18 protein-coding genes are annotated in these 20,036 nt (G+C 50.9%); 5 read left to right on the top strand and 13 right to left on the bottom strand.

Annotation, left to right across the window (positions count from 1 at the left end):
* Window positions 1-42 precede the first annotated feature (42 nt).
* From secB to FIT99_RS02735, 3 genes are all read right to left on the bottom strand, one after another.
* Window positions 43-519: a protein-export chaperone SecB gene (gene secB / locus FIT99_RS02745; protein ID WP_140002734.1), complete on the bottom strand. Its 477-nt coding sequence runs from the start codon at window positions 517-519 to the stop codon at window positions 43-45.
* Between the two features lie 95 nt (window positions 520-614).
* Window positions 615-872, bottom strand: a complete 258-nt coding sequence (gene grxC / locus FIT99_RS02740) for a glutaredoxin 3 (RefSeq protein WP_140002731.1) — start codon at window positions 870-872, stop codon at window positions 615-617.
* A gap of 30 nt (window positions 873-902) precedes the next feature.
* Window positions 903-1,313, bottom strand: coding sequence for a rhodanese-like domain-containing protein (locus tag FIT99_RS02735; protein ID WP_140002729.1), 411 nt, complete (start codon window positions 1,311-1,313; stop codon window positions 903-905).
* Between the two features lie 132 nt (window positions 1,314-1,445).
* Here FIT99_RS02735 and gpmI point away from each other — a divergent pair, with 132 nt between their 5' ends.
* Together gpmI and FIT99_RS02725 are read left to right on the top strand one after the other, a co-directional pair.
* A complete protein-coding gene (gpmI, locus tag FIT99_RS02730) occupies window positions 1,446-2,996 on the top strand; it encodes a 2,3-bisphosphoglycerate-independent phosphoglycerate mutase (RefSeq protein WP_140002726.1) in 1,551 nt (516 codons plus the stop codon).
* A gap of 17 nt (window positions 2,997-3,013) precedes the next feature.
* Window positions 3,014-4,396, top strand: coding sequence for a murein hydrolase activator EnvC family protein (locus FIT99_RS02725; protein WP_223261249.1), 1,383 nt, complete (start codon window positions 3,014-3,016; stop codon window positions 4,394-4,396).
* A gap of 36 nt (window positions 4,397-4,432) precedes the next feature.
* Here the strand turns inward: FIT99_RS02725 and FIT99_RS02720 are convergent, their stop codons facing one another.
* From FIT99_RS02720 to FIT99_RS02700, 5 genes are all read right to left on the bottom strand, one after another.
* Entirely contained in the window at window positions 4,433-4,711 is a 279-nt protein-coding gene (locus FIT99_RS02720) for a hypothetical protein (RefSeq protein ID WP_140002723.1), read from the bottom strand.
* A gap of 32 nt (window positions 4,712-4,743) precedes the next feature.
* Window positions 4,744-5,163 carry a secondary thiamine-phosphate synthase enzyme YjbQ gene (locus FIT99_RS02715; RefSeq protein WP_140002720.1) on the bottom strand — a complete coding sequence of 140 codons (420 nt, stop codon included), beginning with the start codon at window positions 5,161-5,163 and terminating at the stop codon, window positions 4,744-4,746.
* Window positions 5,164-5,229: 66 nt separating this feature from the next.
* Window positions 5,230-5,754: a hypothetical protein gene (locus tag FIT99_RS02710; RefSeq protein ID WP_223261248.1), complete on the bottom strand. Its 525-nt coding sequence runs from the start codon at window positions 5,752-5,754 to the stop codon at window positions 5,230-5,232.
* Window positions 5,755-5,843: 89 nt separating this feature from the next.
* On the bottom strand, window positions 5,844-8,426 hold the full coding sequence (gene clpB, locus FIT99_RS02705) for an ATP-dependent chaperone ClpB (RefSeq protein ID WP_140002717.1): 2,583 nt from the start codon (window positions 8,424-8,426) through the stop codon (window positions 5,844-5,846).
* Between the two features lie 115 nt (window positions 8,427-8,541).
* Window positions 8,542-9,720 carry a sialidase family protein gene (locus tag FIT99_RS02700; protein WP_140002715.1) on the bottom strand — a complete coding sequence of 393 codons (1,179 nt, stop codon included), beginning with the start codon at window positions 9,718-9,720 and terminating at the stop codon, window positions 8,542-8,544.
* 136 nt (window positions 9,721-9,856) lie between these two features.
* Here FIT99_RS02700 and FIT99_RS02695 point away from each other — a divergent pair, with 136 nt between their 5' ends.
* Window positions 9,857-12,799 (top strand): EAL domain-containing protein, encoded by a 2,943-nt coding sequence (locus tag FIT99_RS02695; RefSeq protein ID WP_140002712.1) that lies wholly within the window; start codon window positions 9,857-9,859, stop codon window positions 12,797-12,799.
* Window positions 12,792-14,075 carry an HD-GYP domain-containing protein gene (locus FIT99_RS02690; RefSeq protein WP_140002709.1) on the top strand — a complete coding sequence of 428 codons (1,284 nt, stop codon included), beginning with the start codon at window positions 12,792-12,794 and terminating at the stop codon, window positions 14,073-14,075. The genes FIT99_RS02695 and FIT99_RS02690 overlap by 8 nt, the downstream gene beginning before the upstream one ends.
* A gap of 67 nt (window positions 14,076-14,142) precedes the next feature.
* On the opposite strand, the gene FIT99_RS02685 is transcribed toward FIT99_RS02690, so the two are convergent.
* The 5 genes from FIT99_RS02685 to FIT99_RS02665 all read right to left on the bottom strand — a co-directional run bounded on the left by FIT99_RS02685 (window position 14,143) and on the right by FIT99_RS02665 (window position 19,030).
* Window positions 14,143-15,627 carry a PepSY domain-containing protein gene (locus FIT99_RS02685; RefSeq protein ID WP_140002707.1) on the bottom strand — a complete coding sequence of 495 codons (1,485 nt, stop codon included), beginning with the start codon at window positions 15,625-15,627 and terminating at the stop codon, window positions 14,143-14,145.
* Window positions 15,617-16,096: a copper uptake system-associated protein gene (locus FIT99_RS02680; RefSeq protein WP_140002705.1), complete on the bottom strand. Its 480-nt coding sequence runs from the start codon at window positions 16,094-16,096 to the stop codon at window positions 15,617-15,619. Before FIT99_RS02680 ends, FIT99_RS02685 begins: the two co-directional genes overlap by 11 nt.
* A 55-nt stretch (window positions 16,097-16,151) precedes the next feature.
* Window positions 16,152-18,212: a TonB-dependent receptor family protein gene (locus FIT99_RS02675; protein ID WP_140002702.1), complete on the bottom strand. Its 2,061-nt coding sequence runs from the start codon at window positions 18,210-18,212 to the stop codon at window positions 16,152-16,154.
* A 69-nt stretch (window positions 18,213-18,281) separates the two neighbouring features.
* On the bottom strand, window positions 18,282-18,530 hold the full coding sequence (locus FIT99_RS02670; RefSeq protein ID WP_140002700.1) for a helix-turn-helix domain-containing protein: 249 nt from the start codon (window positions 18,528-18,530) through the stop codon (window positions 18,282-18,284).
* A gap of 65 nt (window positions 18,531-18,595) precedes the next feature.
* Complete coding sequence (locus FIT99_RS02665) at window positions 18,596-19,030, bottom strand: DUF2946 domain-containing protein (protein WP_140002697.1); 435 nt, start codon at window positions 19,028-19,030, stop codon at window positions 18,596-18,598.
* A gap of 63 nt (window positions 19,031-19,093) precedes the next feature.
* Here FIT99_RS02665 and FIT99_RS02660 point away from each other — a divergent pair, with 63 nt between their 5' ends.
* Complete coding sequence (locus FIT99_RS02660) at window positions 19,094-19,990, top strand: DUF808 domain-containing protein (RefSeq protein ID WP_140002694.1); 897 nt, start codon at window positions 19,094-19,096, stop codon at window positions 19,988-19,990.
* Window positions 19,991-20,036 lie beyond the last annotated feature (46 nt).

Below are 20,036 nucleotides of genomic sequence, written 5' to 3'. Positions count from 1 at the left end.
ACAGCACACTGGTGAGGGCACCAGTGTGTCAAAGATGATCAATTAGTTAGGCGCGCCAGCTGCTTGTGCAGCTTGCTGCTGCTGTTGCAGGTAGAGCGCTTCAAAGTTGATTGGATTCAACAGCACTGGCATGAAGCCTGCGCGCGTGACCATGTCAGAAATTGCTTCGCGAGCATAAGGGAACAAAATGTTCGGGCAAGCCACAGCCAAGATTGGCTCCATGTTTTCTTGCGGCACATTGCGGATGGCGAAAATACCAGATTGCGTCACTTCAACCAAAAACGCCGTTTTGTCTTCAATTTTCGCAGTCACGGTGACTTTGATAGAAACATTGAAAATGCCTTCTTCGATTTGCTGCGCGTTGTTGCCTAACTCCACATTGATTTGTGGCGTGGTGCGCTCAGTAAAAATGGCAGGTGCGTTTGGCACTTCGATTGAAGCATCATGCACATATAATTTTTCAATGCTAAAAATCGGTGCTGCGTTTTGTTCTGTTTGGTTTTGTGAATCCTGAGCCATGAATTATCCTTAAAGTTATCTAACCACAAAGCCGCTATTCTAACCGGACAACCCCGGCCTGACTATGTGTTTTTTGTGACAAAAAACGCTGACACTTACCCCGCCAACAGCGGCTCCAGCCCACCTTTTACATCCAGCGCATGCAAGTCATCAAAGCCGCCCACATGGTGTTCGTTGATAAAAATCTGCGGCACTGTGCGACGGCCAGTTTTTTCCATCATTTCAGCGCGTAATTCCGGCTGCAAATCCACACGAATTTTCTCAATCTCGGTCACGCCCTTATTTTTCAACAAGCGTTCAGCATTGATGCAATAAGGGCAAACTGCTGAGGTGTACATCACTACTTTAGCCATAAGATTCCTTAAAAAATGATTTTTTGACGGCTATTTGCTGGTGGGCATATTGGCGGCCAGCCAGTCTTGCATGCCGCCTTTGAGTACATGCAATTGGGTAAATTGTTGCGCTTTGAGCAATTTGGCGGCCGTGCGGGCACGATTGCCGCGCTGGCAAACGAGCAAGACGGGCTTGTCTCGGTATTTTTCCAACGTGTTGAGGCTAGCGCCCAGTTGCGCGAGTGGCACATGACGCGCCCCTTGCAAGTGACCCTGCGCGAATTCTTCCGCATCACGCACATCGAGCACCAGCGCAGACTTGCGATTCATCAGCATCACCGCTTCGGTCACCGATAGGGCACTGATCCCGGCGACTGAGCGACTGAGCATCGGCCATAACAACGTCAGACCAGATCCAATCGCCAACCCGATTAACAACACATTTTGTTTAAGAAACTCCACTGTTAGCCCGCCCTTTAGATTTGTTGTTTCACAGCGCGAACGCCCCTTCGGGTATGCGTCGCCTGCGGTTGCGATTATAATAGACGAATTCATTCATGTGACGTTCCGTCACCCATTTAAAGACTGTTAGCCATGTCAATCAAACCTGTCATATTGCTGATCCTCGATGGTTTCGGCCACAGCGAGACCACTGAGTTTAATGCCGTGTTGCAAGCCAATACGCCAAACTTGGACCAACTGACCGCCACCTATCCGCACGGACTGATCAACGCGTCTGAACATTATGTTGGATTGCCTGACGGGCAAATGGGCAACTCTGAAGTCGGTCATTTGAATATTGGGGCTGGCCGTATTGTGTTTCAAGACTTTGAGCGAATTAATAACAGCATTCGCTCGGGTGAGTTCTATCAATTGCCTGCTTTAGTCAATGCCATGCAGGCACTGAAGGCCAACGATAAAGCCTTGCATATTCTTGGCCTGTTATCGGATGGCGGTGTGCATAGCTACCAACCGCACATTCACGCCATCATCGAGATGGCGAAGCAGCAAGGATTACACAAAGTCTATGTGCATGCGTTTCTGGATGGCCGCGATACACCACCAAAAAGTGCGCTCCCTTATCTGCAAGCCTTGGAAAACCACCTGCAGGCTGTAGGCGTAGGCAGCGTGGCCTCTGTTGGCGGACGTTTTTATGGCATGGACAGAGACAAACGCTGGGAGCGGGTGTCGGTCGCCTATGAATTATTGGTGAATGGCCAGGCGGATTATGTAGCGCCAGATAGCTTGACGGCACTGCAGCAAGCGTATGCACGTGACGAAAGCGATGAGTTCGTCAAATGCACCGCCATCCACGCTGCCGATGCAGCCCCGGTGCGCATGGAAGATGGCGATTGCTTGGTATTTATGAATTTTAGAAGTGACCGCGCCCGTCAACTGACCGATGCGCTGCTCAATCCAGCGTTCAGCGGCTTCGAACGGAGTCGTGTTCCGCACTTCAGCCATTACTTTACCCTGACGCAATACGACAAAAATCAAACGCTGGCAGAACCCGTGTTTGCCCCTTACAGCGTGCCGAACACCTTTGGCGAGTACGTTTCAAAATTGGGCCTCAAACAACTTCGGATTGCAGAAACTGAAAAATATCCACATGTGACGTTTTTCTTTAACGGTGGGGAAGAAACCGTGTTTGCCGGAGAAGATCGTATTTTGGTGCCCTCCCCCAAAGTCGCCACCTATGATTTGCAACCCGAAATGAGTGCGCAGGAAGTGACCGACAAACTGGTGGCCGCCATTACGTCACAGCAATACCATGCCGTGATCTGCAATTATGCGAACGGGGACATGGTGGGGCATACTGGCAACCTGCAAGCGGCCATTCAAGCCGTTGAAACATTGGATCGCTGTGTGGGCCAAGTAGTGGCAGCAGCGCAGGCGGTTGGGGCTGAAGTAATTATTACTGCCGATCATGGCAACGCAGAGAGCATGTTTGATCACACCAGTGACCAAGCACATACCCAACACACCACCAACCTAGTGCCATTCATCTACATTGGCCGTGCAGGCAGCATCCGCGCTGAAGGCGCTTTGTCTGACATTGCGCCGACCTTGTTATCATTGATGGGCATCCCGCAACCGGCTGAAATGACTGGCAAAAACCTGATCACCCTGCATGCAGCGGCCTAAGTGGGCTGGAATGGCGCATGTCTGAATTGATGAATGTTTTTTATGCGCGGTTAAAACGATGCGGGCTGGCCTGCCTGATGGGCTGCTTAGCTTGCTGGATCAGCACAGCCCCGTTGCTGGCTGTGGCCGCCTCTAGCGACAAAACAGAGAGCACCAAAGGCGATCTGGAGCAGGTCAAAGAAAAAATCCAGCAACTGGCCAATGCGCTCAAGGCTTCGCGCGTCGCCAAACAGGATGCGCATGAAGCCCTTAAAGCGTCAGAAACTGCGATTAGCAGCTCGCGCAAAAAATTGCACGACATTCAAGAAGCGCAACTCGAAAACCGCAGCAAGTTACAAGATTTGCAAAAGCAGATGTCGCTGCTGCAGCGGCAAGTGAATCAGCAGCGCCAATCCCTCAGCCAGCAGCTCAATCAGCAATATCGTCACGGCAACAATGGCCCGTTGCAAATGCTGCTCCAACAGCAAGATCCAGCCAACACTTCGCGCAACCTGGCTTATCTGGGCTATTTGACTGCAGCGCATCAACAACAGATTCAAACGCTGCAAAACAATCAAGAGGCGATTGACCGTGTGCGTGCGGCGACCACCGAACAATTGCATGAAACCGAACGTCTAGCCAGTCAATACAGTGAAACCACCCAAAAACTAGAGGGTGAAAAGTCACGCCGAACGGAGGTGCTCAATGAGCTCTCCAAACAAATTGAAACGCAAGAGCAGCAAATGTCACGTCTGAAAAAAGACGAAGAAGCGTTGTCGCAGTTGTTCCAGCGTCTGCTGGCTGAGGCCAAGAAACGCGAGCAGGAAGCGATTGCAAAAGCCAAACGCGAAAAAGAAGTAGCCGCCAAAAAAGCTGCCGAATTGGCGCGCAAGAAAAAAACCGGCGGCCGTACCTCTGAGCGCGCACCACAAACCAATGTGGATGAGAGCGAGCCCGCCAATCAAAACAGTACCGTGGTCGCTAAAAACGAAACCTTGCCCGAATACAGTGCAATCAAAGAAAACTTTGCACAACTGCGCGGCCGCTTGCGGCTACCGGTGCGCGGCGATGTGATTAACCGGTTTGGCACTGCGCGTAAGGATACCGGCGTGAGCTGGAAAGGCATTTTCATCCGCGCCCAAGAAGGCGGTGAAGTGAAATCGGTGGCCGGGGGTCAAGTGGTGTTTGCTGATTGGATGCGCGGCTTTGGCAACCTGATTGTGATCGACCATGGCAATGGCTATATGAGCTTATATGGCAATAATGAGGCCTTGTATAAGGGCGCCGGGCAAAGTGTCAAATCTGGAGATACGATTGCCGCGGTTGGCAACAGTGGCGGCAATGCTGAAAATGGCGTCTATTACGAGTTGCGCCGAAACAGCATTCCTTTTGATCCGTTGCAATGGAGCAGCGTGCGTTAACAGGTGCTAGGTTTCAGATTAGATAGATAAAAGCCACTAGGGGGCTTGAGCGTCGTCCGGAATCACAGGGAGTGGCATATTGCGCTTGGCTTCGGCATATATTTGATCCAATGCCGCTTGCGACATGGTAATCCCAGGCACATGTTCATTAGCCGTTGGCGTATAACCGCCGGCACTCGCGGGCGGGGCCTCACCGGTGCTGACGACCGCCTCGGGCTGGCTCACGACAGGGTCGTTAGTCGAGGACTGTTCGCCCTCACAAGCCACTAAACCCAACACACACACGACACACCACACATTCACAAAAAACTTCATTACACGCTGCTTCAATCCAAAAAAACAATAAATTACGCGCCGATCACATGCATGAGCACTCGACGGTGCGCAGGCAAGTGGCGGTGCTCAAACAAGAAAATGCCTTGCCATTGGCCCAAGGCGACTTTGCCTTGCAACACCGGAATAGACAAGCTGGTCTGGGTAAGTGCCGTGCGCACATGCGCAGGCATATCGTCAGGGCCTTCGACGGTGTGAATAAACAATGCATCCCCATCTGGCACTAAGCGGTTGAAAAAAGCTTCGAGATCGACCAGCACATCGCCGTCGTAATTTTCGTTGATCAACAGACTGGCAGAGGTGTGTTGGATGTAGAGCGTGAGTAAACCCTGTTCAATCCCCGTCTGTTGCACCCACTGCATCACCTGCGGCGTGATGTCGTAGAGTCGACGTCCCTGCGCTTCGATAGAAAGTGTTTCGTGGCTTTGTCGCATGCAGCGTTCCCGAGACAAGCAAAATAAAAATCGCATTATACCGGGGATCGTTGCATCCCAAATACTTTACCAGTAGCGCCAGCCGCCTCCCCAGTAAGGGCGGTAGCCCCAAGGGCCGCCGTAAAAACCCGGCCCGCCATAAAACCAAGGGTCCATGCTACGCAATCTGGCCATGTCGCGCTCGCGTTTGAGCTTGGCTTCAGACTCAACGCGCGCTTTTTCGCGCTTATTGATTTCATCAGCGATTGCGTTTTGCGCAGCCAAGGCATTGGCCTGCTGCATATAATCGAGCACCCCTTTTGAGATGCCTTGCTGATGCCAATCTAGCACCTCAGAGGGCGTCAACGAGTAGCGTGATTGCGACTGTTTGATGGCCTCAATGATTTCAGCATCCGTTTTACCTTGCTTGCTCATGTCGACCACCTGCTGCAAACTCAGCGATGACTGTGCAGGCGGCACCAGTGCCGATAGCTGCTCAGGTGAAATACGGTCAATCTGTAACGGTGGCGGGGGCTGCGTGGCGCAAGCGGCTAGCATACTCAATAAACCCGTGACAATTAAGACTCGCAAAAAGTGAAAAGTAGGCATCATATTTCCATTCTACACCCGATAAAAAAAGAAAGGGCCATACCACTATGACCCTTTCATCGCTACGCTGGTTCATTCAACGCAACAAACGATCAGCCCTTGCGAAACTGCATTTTTCCACCCTGAAAATCAACGCGGATCACATCTTTAGCCGCAAACTGACCGGCCAAAATTTCACGGGCGAGTGGATTCTCTATTTCACTTTGGATAGCGCGTTTTAATGGCCGCGCACCATATACCGGGTCAAAACCAGCATTGGCAATTTCACCCAAGGCGGCATCGCTGACCTCTAAGTGCATATCCATGGCAGTCACGCGCTTGGCCAATAACTGCAGCTGAATATTGGCAATCGACTTCACATGCGCTTCCCCCAGAGAATGAAACACCACCACCTCATCAATCCGGTTGATGAATTCTGGCCTGAAGTGCGTTTTAACTTCGCCCATCACTGCCAGTTTCACCACCTGATAATCCTGATCGGCCATGCTTTGAATCATCTGACCACCCAGATTGGAAGTCATGATGATAACGGTGTTTTTAAAGTCGATGGTGCGGCCCTGACCATCGGTTAATCGGCCATCATCCAGCACTTGCAGCAACACATTGAAAACATCCGGGTGGGCTTTTTCAACCTCATCCAGCAGTACAACGGAATAGGGTTTGCGACGCACAGCCTCGGTTAGCGTGCCGCCCTCCTCATAGCCGACATAGCCCGGAGGGGCACCAATCAGGCGGGAGACCGAATGCTTCTCCATAAATTCACTCATGTCTACGCGTACCAAGTGATCTTCGCTGTCAAACAGAAAACTAGCCAGCGCTTTACACAGCTCTGTTTTACCCACGCCGGTCGGCCCCAGAAACAAAAAGCTGCCGTAGGGTCGGTTTGGATCACTCAATCCACTACGTGAACGGCGGATCGCATCCGATACTAGCCGCACGGCTTCGTCCTGGCCGACGACACGTGCATGCAGACGGTCTTCCATATTGAGCAATTTTTCGCGCTCACCGGTCATCATTTTGCTGACCGGAATCCCCGTGGCCCGACTGACGACCTCGGCGATTTCGTCTGCCCCGACCTCGGTACGCAACATTTTATGTTTAACCACGCCATGTGCTTCGACCGATGAGGCCTGCTTCAATTGGGCTTCGAGCTGAGGCAACTTGCCATACTGTAGCTCAGACACCTTTTGCCAATCGCCTTTGCGTGTGGCAGTTTCCATGTCCAGTTTGATTTTCTCAATCGCCTCTTTTACCCCAGCAGAGCCTTGTACCGCCGCTTTTTCAGCTTTCCAAACCTCGTCAAGATCGGCGTATTCTTTTTCAAGTTTGGCAATCTCATCTTCAATCAAACCAAAGCGTTTCTGGCTGGCTTCGTCCTTCTCGCGGCGCACGGCTTCGCGTTCAATTTTGAGTTGAATCAAGCGCCGATCCAGTTTATCCATCACTTCAGGCTTGGAGTCGATTTCCATCTTGATGCGTGAAGCCGCCTCGTCAATCAAGTCAATCGCTTTATCGGGCAAGAAACGGTCCGTGATGTAGCGATGCGATAATTCTGCCGCAGCAACAATGGCCGGGTCGGTAATTTCAACCCCGTGATGCAGCTCGTATTTTTCCTGTAAACCACGCAAAATGGCGATGGTCGCTTCAACACTCGGCTCGTCCACCAATACCTTTTGAAACCGACGTTCAAGCGCAGCATCTTTTTCAATATATTTGCGATATTCGTCGAGCGTGGTGGCACCGACACAATGCAACTCACCGCGCGCTAAAGCGGGTTTGAGCATATTGCCGGCATCCATCGCACCCTCACTTTTGCCGGCGCCGACCATGGTGTGAATTTCATCAATAAACACAATGGTTTGGCCTTCGTCTTGCGCCAGCTCCTTCAGCACAGACTTCAAGCGCTCTTCAAATTCACCACGGTATTTAGCCCCCGCCAACAAAGAGGCCATATCCAAACTGAGCACTTTCTTATTTTTAAGTGAATCAGGCACCTCACCGTTGACAATGCGTTGCGCCAATCCTTCGACGATGGCCGTTTTGCCGACACCGGGCTCACCAATCAGCACCGGATTGTTTTTAGTGCGGCGTTGTAACACTTGAATCGCGCGGCGAATTTCATCATCTCGCCCAATCACAGGGTCCAGCTTGCCGGCACGGGCCCGCTCAGTCAGGTCTAAAGTATATTTTTTGAGCGCCTCGCGTTGGCCCTCGGCTTCTTGGCTGTTGACGCCGTCATTGCCACGCACGGCTTTAATGGCTTGCTCTAACGCGGCTTTATTGAGGCCGTGCTGTTTGAGTAATTTGCCGGTGTGCCCTTTGTCGTCGACCAAGGCCAATAAAAACATTTCACTGGCAATGTAGCTATCGCCACTTTTTTGCGCGAGTTTGTCAGTGACATTTAACAGGTTATTCAGGTCACGCGAAACCGCCACATCGCCGCTGTTTTCGCTCACTTTAGGCAATGCCTCAATGGCGGCTTGCAAACCGTTTTTTAGCGCGCTCACTTGCGCCCCTGCGCGCGATAACAAGGCGGCCACGCCGCTATCGTCTTGATTGAGCATTGCCAGCAACAAATGCGGCGCTTCTATGGTGGGATGGTCAGCACCCACAGCCATGCTTTGCGCATCGGCGAGTGCCTGTTGAAATTTGGTGGTGAGTTTATCAAAACGCATGGCAAACCCTTTCATTATTTTAATGGTGCCTCAGACGAGGCGGGATAACCCTATAATGCGGCGGGTTTTTGCGTTTTCAATAGAGGTAGATCAAATGTGGCTGATTTTGTATTACTTAGGGCACAAAAGGCAGCAGTTGCAAGCCTTTGTCGGCCGTGTGCAAAACCAATATGGCCTGTCCTTGCAGTTGAATCCATTGCGGATAGTCTAATTTGCTCAAGCTGTGCAGCATAACCACTGGGTTGCCCCAGGTCCTACCGCCATCGTCTGAGGTCATCGCAACAATATCAGCCCCATGACTATCATGCTCTTGCCAAGCCAACCAGACTTGTTCGCCAGCGCTCATTAGGGCCGGAAAATTCGCATTGCGTTGCGCATCACCAAAACGTCTTGGGGGCGACGTGACCCATGCCTCACCATCCATCCGCGCAATGCGTAAGCCAGGCTTTTCACCTGCCCCATCATAATAGGCCAAGTGATAACCAAACCCCGCACCCACTGCAATGGCTGCCCCATATGACGAACAACCAGCCATTTTCCAATGACCATAGCTCGCGCGCACCACCATCGGTTTGCCGGTGGCTCGGATCTCAGCCATCGCTTGGTCACGCTCTGCATTGTCAAACACATGCTGCCACAATAAGGCCACGGTGCCGTCTGCTTGGCTGGCCATGGCTAACGCGCAGCACTCACAGCCATGTTCAGCCAACTTTTGTTCGGGACTAAAATGCTGGCCATGGTCGCGAGACACCGCATAATAAATGGCGGCACCAGTGGAGGCCTGGTTCGCAGCTTTGTCGCGAGCATCCAGCCATGCAATCGTGATACTACCGTCAGCCGTGGCTTGCATCGCGGCATACCGCGTGGCGATGTCGTCCTGATGTTGCAGCACGAGATAGGGCGGATCAAAATGCTTGCCCGCATCGCCTGAGCGGGCGAGCCAGAGATCTCCTGCTTGGTGGTTAGGCAAGCGCTCCGTCCAACTGACAAAGAGCTCGTCCGGCCCTCCGATAGCTACTATAGGCGAGGCCTCAGCCACTGCCCCACCTTTGGGCTGCTGCGGGCTGACCGCTACCTCGCGGCTAAAATGCTTACCCCCATCGTCACTGCTAAGCAGCCATAGTTGACCTTGCCGCAACTGTGTCTGGTATACGCGCCCTGCGGCATCGGCAGCCACACTGACTGCCAACGACGGCTGCGAAAATTCGGCGCCGACGGCGTGGACTGCAACCGATTGCAGCACCACCATCGCGCAGGCCCAACACCACTGAATCGTCCACGGCCGTATCGTCATGATTACTTCATCCCAAAAGCATAAAATTTCACTTGAATTATCAACCGTTAAGGTCGCTAAAGTTTGCAAGCATTTGCGCCGATAACCCACTTACCCGCAACACAACAATGCATCAATCAACGAAGCAGATTTAACTATGTCCTTACCTCAAGTTTTTGATCATCATAGCACAGCATGGTTGCAGCCTCTGGCAGTCACCATGCCGGATACGCCTATGCTGGCCATCAATCGCCGGGCGCAGTGTCTAGCCATCAGCGCTTCTGCGAGCAAACTGCTCGGGCCACTGACTGACGGATTTGCCAAAGAAATTCGGCAAGCCCTCACCCAAGCAATGAAAGCAGGACAGACCCAACTCAACCTTAGTCTGACACTTCAAGGCTTAAAACGCGATTTTAAATGCCGCTTGTTTTACCCACAATCTGGTCGCCGAGCCGTGGGATTGATGCTGGAAGAAGAATCTCGCACGCTGGTCGATCAGCTGTTACATATGCAATCTATCGTGCACTCACTGATTGAAATGAGCCCAGACCTCATCTGCATCAAAGACCACGACAATCGCTGGATGATGGCCAACCAGCAAATGCTGAATACGTTTCAGATTGATGATTTTGACTATCAGTTCCTCAACAATCTACAAATTGCCGACACCTTACATCCGGTCTTCCGCAATAGTTTTGAACACCACGAAAAATCCGACCAACAAGTTTGGCAAACTGGGCAGGCCTATCATAACGAAGAGTTGGTGCATTTGCCGCAGGGTGGTTTTAAAACGCTAGAAGTGAATAAAATCGCCTACCATGATCCGAAAAAACAGCCCAGTCACTTGATCACGGTTGCACGCGATGTCAGTGAACAAAAATTTATTCAAACCCAGCTGTTAAACCGCAGTGCTGTGCTGGACACGCTGATTTCATGTGACTGGATGTTGCACTCCGCTGAGCGCTGGCAAAGTGTGGCCGAAAATGTACTGCAGCAATGCTGCTTATCGTTCCGCTTTAGCCGTGCCGTGTTGCTACAACATGAAACCATCCCTAGCCGCAAGACCACGGATGTGCGTTCTAAAGCGCTGTTCCATTGGTCAATGAACGGCTTTCATACCAGCTATGCGCATTGGGAAAAAATTTCTTTCCTGTCCCCCGAATTACAGCGCTGGTATAGCCTGCTATCGAAAGGGCAACCAGTGATGTGTGATGCGCTGACCCTGCCTGAGTCAGAGCGTGCCTTGCTGAAATCGCATGACACGGTAAATCTGGTTATCGTGCCATTGATGATTGATGACGCCTGGTGGGGCTCGATGGTGATTGAGCGTTGTTTTGATGCCGAAAACACCAGCTCACAAGAGCTAGGCTCACTGATGGCGATTGGCCGCACCTTAAGCGTGGCGATTGACCGTGAACAAACCGGCAAGCATCTAAAACTGGCTAAAATTGCCTTTGACAGCACCACAGAGGGCATCATGATTGTCAACCCAGCCGGCGAGCTGGTCGGCATCAATCAGGGTTACACCTTGATCACCGGCTTTGCCGAGTCTGAAGTGCTGGGCAGTAAGCCACAAATTTTCCGCCAGCGCCCGCGCGGGCTGTTTGGCGCACTCAAGCGTCATGGCAAATGGTCGGGCGAAATAGAAAATGTCCGCAAAAATGGCGACACCTATACCGAGTGGATGACCATTACCGCGGTGCGTAACCATGCAAACGTGATTACCAATTATGTGGGCGTGTTTGCCGACATCACTGAAATGAAGCGTTCGCAAACGCAGCTCAACTCGCTGGTCAACCATGACCCGTTGACGGGGCTACCTAACCGCAGACTGATTCATCACTTGTTTACGCATTCGATTCAACGCGCCAGCCGCAATGAGCAACAGGCAGCGGTGCTGTTCATCGATTTGGATCGCTTCAAGAACATTAACGACAGCTTGGGCCACTATACCGGTGACCAGTTGCTGCTGGGCGTCACGGATCGCCTGCGAGCTTCCTTGCGTGAATCGGATATTGTTGGCCGATTGGGTGGCGACGAATTTATTATTCTGCTCGAAAACCTGCATGGCAAAGCAGATGCCGCACAAAAAGCGCATGACATTCTGGATGCACTCAGGCACGAGTTTGTGATTGACCACCATGACATTTTTATCGGCGCCAGTATCGGTATTTCGATGTATCCGCAAGATGGACAGGATGTGGAGAGCTTAATCAAAGCCGCAGATCTCGCCATGTATCAGGTGAAAAATAACGGTAAAAACCACATTTCATTCTATGACGCGGCATTGAGTCGCGACGCGGTTGAACACTTCCAGCTGGAAACCGAGTTACGTCAAGCACTCACTAAAAATCAGCTTAAGATGTTCTATCAAGCACAGATCGATCTGAAAACAGGCCTCATTATCGGTGCTGAAGCGCTGATACGCTGGATGCACCCCACCCAGGGCATCATTTCACCAGCCAAATTTATTCCGCTGGCGGAAGAAACCGGCTTAATCTTAGGCATCGGCGAATGGGCGCTGGCCCAAGCGGTGCGCCAAGCCCACGCTTGGCACAAAAAACATCCCGAGTTTAAAAAGATTGCGATTAATGTGTCGGGTGTGCAGATTATGAAAAGCAAGTTTGCCGATACGGTGTATGGCATTTTGATGGAAAGTGAATGCGATCCTGCGATCATCGAGCTAGAAATCACCGAAAGCACCCTGATGCAACATACACAGCATGTGGTCGACACCTTTAATCAGTTAAAACTACTGGGCGTGAGCATTGCCATCGACGACTTTGGCACTGGCTACTCCTCGTTATCACACCTGAAGCGGTTACCGCTAGATCAGATCAAGATAGATCGTAGTTTTGTCAAAGATTTGCCGGGTGACAAAGATGATGCTGCCATCACCAGCGCGATTTATGCCATGGCAACGCAGCTAGGATTTACGGTGGTTGCCGAAGGGGTCGAAACCGAAGAGCAAGAAAAATTCTTAAAGCGGCTCGGTTGCCAGACCGCACAGGGATTTTTGTATGCCTATCCGGTAAACGCAGACGATTTCGTACAACTGTTAGTATTAAATAATCAAAGAAAAATAAAACGCCATGCCTAATCACGCTTCAGATACTTTTTATATCGACATAGATCAGCTGCAAGCCGGTCTGTATATTCATTTGGACTTGGGATGGATGGATCATCCGTTTTCGGTGAGTAACTTCAAAATCACCGAGGATGCGCAGATTGAGACCATTAAGTCTTTAGGCTTGAAGCAGCTGCGTTACGACCCAAGGCGCAGCACGACGGTGCCACTTAAAAATGCCGCCTCGCAGAATGTGCTTGAGTTTCCACTCAAAAAAACAGCCGCAACTAAAGTGGAAATCATCGATGCTATCCCCGAGTTGAGCCCGGCACAGAAAAAACAACTAGCGCTACGACAAGCCATCGCTGAAAGCGAGCAGAAGTTCATGCGGACCAGCACAGATGTCAAAAACATTCAGAAGCTGTCGACTGAGCGCCCTGAGCAAGCCTATGCATTGGCCTCGACACTGGTCGAAGACTTAGTCACCAGCACATTGACCGAAGGCGACATTGCGATTCATGCGATGAATGGCCACCGGATCGGCGATCAGCATTTTCAGCATGAACTGAATACCTTGGTTGTGGCTATGCTTTTGGCTAAAAACTTGGATATTAGCGATGAAGATGCCGTCATTTTGGGCATGTCCGCCATGCTGCACGACATTGGTAAACGGCAGATCAGTGACAAAATTCTGCTAAAAAAAGACCCGCTCAGTGTCCGTGAAACATCGATTTATCAAACCCATGTGTTGCTAGGTATGAACATGTTGCGCGATGTGGCTGTGCCGAGAAAAGTCCTGACATTGATCTCGCAACACCATGAGCTTGCCGATGGTAGCGGTTATCCTAAAGGCCTGCATTGCGATCAAATTGACCCGCTGTCACATATTTTGATCATTGCCAATATGTATGACAACCTGTGCAACCCCTCGAACCCAGCACATACCAAAACGCCTTATGAGGCTTTGAGTGTGATGTTTGCCCAACAACGGCATCAGTTTGACCAAACGATTCTGCGTCGCTTTATTAAATGTTTGGGTATTTATCCACCCGGCAGCATCGTGCGATTATCAGACCAAAAACTAGCCACCGTGCTCTCGACCAATCCACAGCAACCATTGCGGCCGTTTATTCAAATGCTGAGCGACAACCGAGAGGAAGAGGGCGACATCGTTGACCTCAGAGAAGCGCTGGATATCAACATCATTCAGTGCTTGAAGCCGGATCAACTGCCCAATATTCTGCAAAACAGACTGCGTTTGAAACAGCGCACCAGCTACTTTTTGGACAAAATTTACGCGACCTCTTGATCCGTAAGCATACGCGTCCAATCGCCTTTTTAATCAGCAGGGTACCGCATGCGGGTGCCCTTCCGCTTTACAGGCGTTTCTTTGAAAACAAATAAGCCCCTAGCAAGCCGGTAAGACTCACTGCTAGCGCCGCAACAATGGCCAACGCATCACGCAGATCTTTGCTCAGCGATTGAAAACTCCATTTGTGTAAATAAGCAAAAATAAATCCTTCTAACCCATCACGATCATTGACGCTGGCAGCCAGCGCGCCCGTGGCAGGCTCGAGATAATAGCGTGTGTGATGATCCTCTGCAGTTTGCACTTTTAACACCGGCAGGCGCTTAAAAATAAAACCATATTCATTGGCAAACTGCGTGACCCAGGTGACAGATTGCACTTGCGATGCAGCTTGTCGCGTCATGATACTGAGCCACTGCGACGCATAGTCTTGCGGTGTTAACGCCCGCACCGCCTGCGCACTGGTCAGCCAAAGGGTAGGCGCTTCAGCCGCTGGCTGCATGCCTGCATGATGATGCTGATGCAGGGCAGCCACCTGTGCAGACGGCAAGCCTTGCGCCCCAGCCGACTGCGGAATGATTTGCCAGAACAGCGTGTCACCACGCCCATAAATATCGAGTTTTAACACGGAGCCACTGGCCAGTTGCGACCAAGCTGCCGCACTCAAAGCCGCACTGTCACTGGCGAACGTCGTCTGCACAGTTGGGCGGCGCTGCTGAAGATCCGACATCCATAAATGTAATAAGCCAGTGCTCGCCAGCAGTAAAATCACCAGCGACACCCACAAACCGAACTCGCGGTGCCACCATTGCACGCCCCAGCGTTGCAGGCGGTAAGGCGCTGTTTTGCGTTGCTTGATATAAAGCGTGATGCCGGTGATCGCAGAGGCCAAAATCAAAACCAGCACCCCAGTGGCCACCGCAAGTTGTAATCCAGCACAAGCCTGCAAAAATGACCAGTTATGCCCCCATTGAAACACTTGCGTCAGAAAAGCACGCCGGTCATCCACCAAGGTTGCCAACCTGGATTGCTCGGTATCGACATACGCGCGCAAACCATCCTCGCGCGGGTAAGCGACCTGCCACACCGGGAGTAACCGATTTACTGGATGGTAATCCGTTTCAAAGCGGTTGATGGCTTTGAGCGACGCCTTAGATTGCCCGCTGAGGCCAGTGTAATAATCGGCAAGACTCATTGCGGCCGCTTGTTCGCCGCCCGGGCGCTCAGCGCCGTTAGCCACTGCAAAAAATCTGGGGGCAGCGTCTAGTTGTGAGATTCGGTAATAGTGTTGGCCCGCTAATTGCACCAAACTGATGTGCTGAAACTGCTTGATGTGCTGTTGTTGTAATAAGGCAGGCAGTGACACTGACTGACTTAAATCTACCGCTGAGAGTGGCGGCATAAACTGTTTGGGTGCGGGCTGCAGCCGGCTCATGATGGGATGCGACGCGCCTGACAACCCCCATAGCACCATGCCGATACAAGCAATGACGCCGATCCACTGGTGCCAGAACAACCAATGATTTTTCACCGCGGACGACTTAATGGCCATGCGTGTCTCCGTGCATGTCATGCGCTGACGAGGCCACTGGTTTGCCCTTGCTAAACTTAACCAAACCACTAAAGCTATCGATGCGCTGACGTTGCGCGCTGGTAAGCGTTTCTAACTCAGCTTGTTGCAGTTTTGCGCTCAGTATCTGCGCGTCGGCGCTAGACATCCCTGCGGCCTCTAGGTGTTTCACAGCGGTCAGTTCTGCCCCACCACACAATAAGGTGTGCCAGTGTTGATGCGCAGGGTGATATTTGAGCAACGCGCGCCCACCCTTTTCTGCTTGCACCCAATCTGCAATGGCCATGCCAGCATGCATCACGATCACCGGCAAGTCTAATACAAGGTTGGGTTTATCCCACGTTTCATGCATTTCGGCAGCCACCGACTGCACATCTTCTGCCGCTGACGGATGGGCATGTAAGGTGGCCATCGGGACACAAAGCGCCAGCAGCGATAGTGTTAACTTCATCCAAAAATTCACAATTACTCCCCATCCGGGGTGACATCACCCCGGTCCTCAAGTATTAATAAGTCCAGGTCACGCCCAAGTATGCCGTGCGGCCATCGCCTGGCAAAAACAAGGCACCGTCTGCCCCATTTTGGTTTCTGACTACAGAGGTTGTTGCTGCATACTTCTGATCCGCCAAATTACGGCCTTCCACGAACCAGGACCAGTGTTGATTCACCTTTTGCCCAGCTTTTAGGCCCCACAAGAAATAACTATCTGCTTTGAATGTTTCGGCAAAATCCACATAGTAGTCCTGCGGTGACCACTCAAAAGTAGGTCCAAAGTAGATCCCGTTCAAGCGGTCATTTCCCCGATACATCAGCTCGGCTCTCATCAAACTTTTTTGGATACCAGGTAACGTGTTGTTACCAAATGTATTGTCTCCATCAAACTTAAATCGATTAACGAGCAGACTGTGACGCCACTCAATATTCAGCGGCAGTCTTGCTGTCATGCCGAACTCGAGGCCTGCATGTATGGTCCTGTCTGCATTTGTCGTTTGCGCTGCTGGTACAGGATTGTTACCCGCCGCGAAGACCGCGGTCTGTAACAACTCGTTTTTTAACTTGCCATAGTAAACTGCAACATCCCAATCAATCGATTCCGAATTACCACGCGATCCCACTTCAAAGGTCGTGCCTTCTTGTGCTTTAACAATATTAGGTCGAATGCCTCCTGCCAACTCGCCAAAGGAAGGAGGTTCGTAGCTTCTGGAAAGATTGGCAAATAACTGTACATTAGGTTTTAAGTCATATAAAACGCCAATCTTAGGATTGGTTTGGACATATGTTGCTTTAAAGCTCTCATTCTGAGAGGCATTTGAAAAAAACTTGTCTGTTAGATTTCTTTGAGAGTGGGTGTATTGCAAACCGGCGATCAGCGTCAACCCATCGGTGACAAAGAAACGATTTTCAGCATAAGCTTCCAGATTCCTGGAACGGTTCTCCAACTTGTTTACAAGCGCACCTTTGCGACCTTGCAAGTTGACATTTCTTTCATCATAGCCCACGCCAGCACTCGGATTAAATCCGAGAATGAATTCATTTCTGTGACCGACCAGTTCGCCTTTGTGTTGAAAACGGATATCTATGCCATAGTCATTCGTATCTTGATCAACGACTTGAAAAATTGGATGAAATAAATCCTTGTGTGAAAAGTAACCCGAGACTTGCAAACTTGACTGATCACTCAGTTGGATATTGGTTTTATTGGCAATCCTGAACAGGTCAATATTGCGCTTCTGCTGCCCTACACTCCCTAGAAACGCGTCACTTGGGTCATTCTTAAGCTGTGCTTTTGTCAGGTTGCCAGGTAAATTTGAATCACTGTGGGTATAGCCAACATAAAAGCGTGTTTCTATATCTGGGCTGATTTTATATCCAACATTAGCATTCACTCTGTGAGCCATTTGATCGGCAAAATCTCTGAACCCTCTTTGATCAAAATAACTTGCATTTACGTAATAATCCAAATCACCGATCACCTCACCTGTTGAAACGGATGCGCGGCTATAGTCATACGTACCGGCTTCATAACGGGCCTCTAAACGTGGCGCAGTGTAGCCTGTATGTGACAAGAAATTGATTGCACCGCCAAGATTACTGGCACCATAACGCAAGGCATTGGCTCCGCGGTACACTTCCACATAACTTGCGGCCAACGGTTCGATGGCCTGAAAATCAAAACTACCATCCGCCAAATTCACAGGGACACCATCTTGCATTAATTTCAAGCCACGTCCGTGAAAGGTTCTTTGTAAACCCGAGCCACGAATAGACAAACGACTCTCCTCCGCACCAAACCGTGACTGTATATATACGCCCGTTGCCAAGCCAAGGCTATCCTGGTAGGTTGATACACGCCCTTCACGCACCTTATCCATGTCTACTAAGGTCGTTCCACCCGCCGTTTTGCTCAATGCTTCTTTAGCAGCCTCTTTACTCGGTTGTGTCGATGATGTTTTTGGTCTTTCAGCAACCACATGCACTTCATCGAGAACCAAAGTGCCTTCATGTTCTGCCTCTGCCAACAAAGGCAAGGCCATCATGATGGCAATACTCTTTTTTGTTTTGTTCATTGTTTATTCTTCCTCTTTTTTTGCGATAGCCACACTGCTTGCGATTTACAAGCAGTGTGCACTCAATCCTCAAGCAGCAAAGACTTGCCTGACAGCGCAATTGGGCTGCCAGTGCAGCAATGCGCTGATCTCACAACTAAAATAGGCACAAAGTTTGTCGAGATGCTCGGTGCAGGCGTTGTAGCTAGGATTTTTGACCATGCGGTGCAAGGTCATGCGGCTGATGCCAGTGGTATCGGCAACTTCTTTGAGGGTGATGTGGCGTTTCCACTCCACTTGTTTGGCAAATATCATTGCCTGTAGATTGATAATAATCATGGGATGACTCCATCGATGCCTGCGCAACAGGCATACTCATAAGCCGTCTTAAGCAACAGACGGGACTAAATTGAGTGAGGGGTCAGAGGGGGCGCACGGCTGGTGTGCGCAGTGGGATAAAAATTTGAAACAACAGGCGATTGATATTCGCTGAGTGCGATCGCTGCCTGTGCTTGTTGAAACAAAACATAAGCAGGACTGTGCGACGGCATCACAATATCGTCCATCGCCATCTGGCAAAAGGGACAATGATTGAGGTGATGGCTGAGTGACACTGGCTTTTGTGAAGGTTGGTAATCAATCAATGTGGCGCGCCATTGTCCTTGGGTGGTCAGCACTTGAATGACTAACTTTCCGCCTTGGGATGAGCATACTTCTTGCACAAACGTTTTGCCACCCTGCATCGGAAACGCCAGACTCAAGGTCGGGACGAGCGCTGCCAGCATGATTGCCATCAAAGCCATGCGTACTAGCCACCGTTGAAATCTGCCCGTTACCATGGCGCTATTCTAACGGGATTCCTTTAGAATAAACAACTCTTTAGTATTGACCCAGGACAAACCATGGCCACTTCAAACTTGCTGGCGCTTATCGATGACATTACCACCATGCTCGATGACGTGTCGGTCATGAGCCAGTTAGCGGCCAAAAAAACCGCCGGCGTGCTCGGTGACGACTTGGCACTCAACGCACAGCAAGTGGCGGGCATTGCCGCCAACCGCGAGTTGCCAGTGGTGTGGGCGGTCGCGCGTGGCTCATTTATCAACAAACTCATCCTGGTGCCTGCGGCCTTACTGATCAGCGCCTTTCTACCTTGGTTGATTACGCCCTTGCTCATGCTCGGTGGGGCATATTTGTGCTTTGAGGGTTTTGAAAAAGTCTGGCACAAGCTGCGCCCTTCCACCACCAGCGATGCCCATGAGCAAGCTTTACACAAAGCGATGCAAGCACCACAAACAGACTGGGTGGCACTGGAAAAAGATAAAATTAAAGGTGCAGTGCGCACCGATTTTATTTTATCCGCTGAGATTATCGTCATCGCGCTCGGCGTGGTGGCGGAGGCGGCACTCACGCAACGCATTCTCGTACTTTCGTCGATTGCTGTGCTGATGACCATCGGCGTCTATGGTTTGGTCGCGCTCATCGTAAAAATGGACGACATTGGGCTATGGCTGATGCAACGCAATGGCCAAGCCTGGCACACACAAGCCATCCGCAAACTCGGTTGGTCTATGGTGCAGATTGTGCCCTACTTGATGCGTGCGCTCAGCGTACTTGGCACCGCCGCGATGTTTCTGGTGGGCGGGGGCATCATTGCCCACGGCATTCACCCATTGCATGCTTGGATCGCCCAATTTCCAGCTTGGGGCTGGTTATTTAATGCGGCAGTAGGCGTGCTCACCGGCGCCGTTTGTTTCGTGGTGATATGTATTGCAATAATATTTATCAGGAAAGACTAGTTTTTTTCTAAGCCCTTGTTAGAATTAACAAAAAATTCGGGGGCTG

It is taken from the genome of Methylophilus medardicus, assembly GCF_006363955.1.
Lineage (GTDB): Bacteria > Pseudomonadota > Gammaproteobacteria > Burkholderiales > Methylophilaceae > Methylophilus > Methylophilus medardensis.
This window is presented reverse-complemented; position numbering and strand designations above follow the sequence as displayed.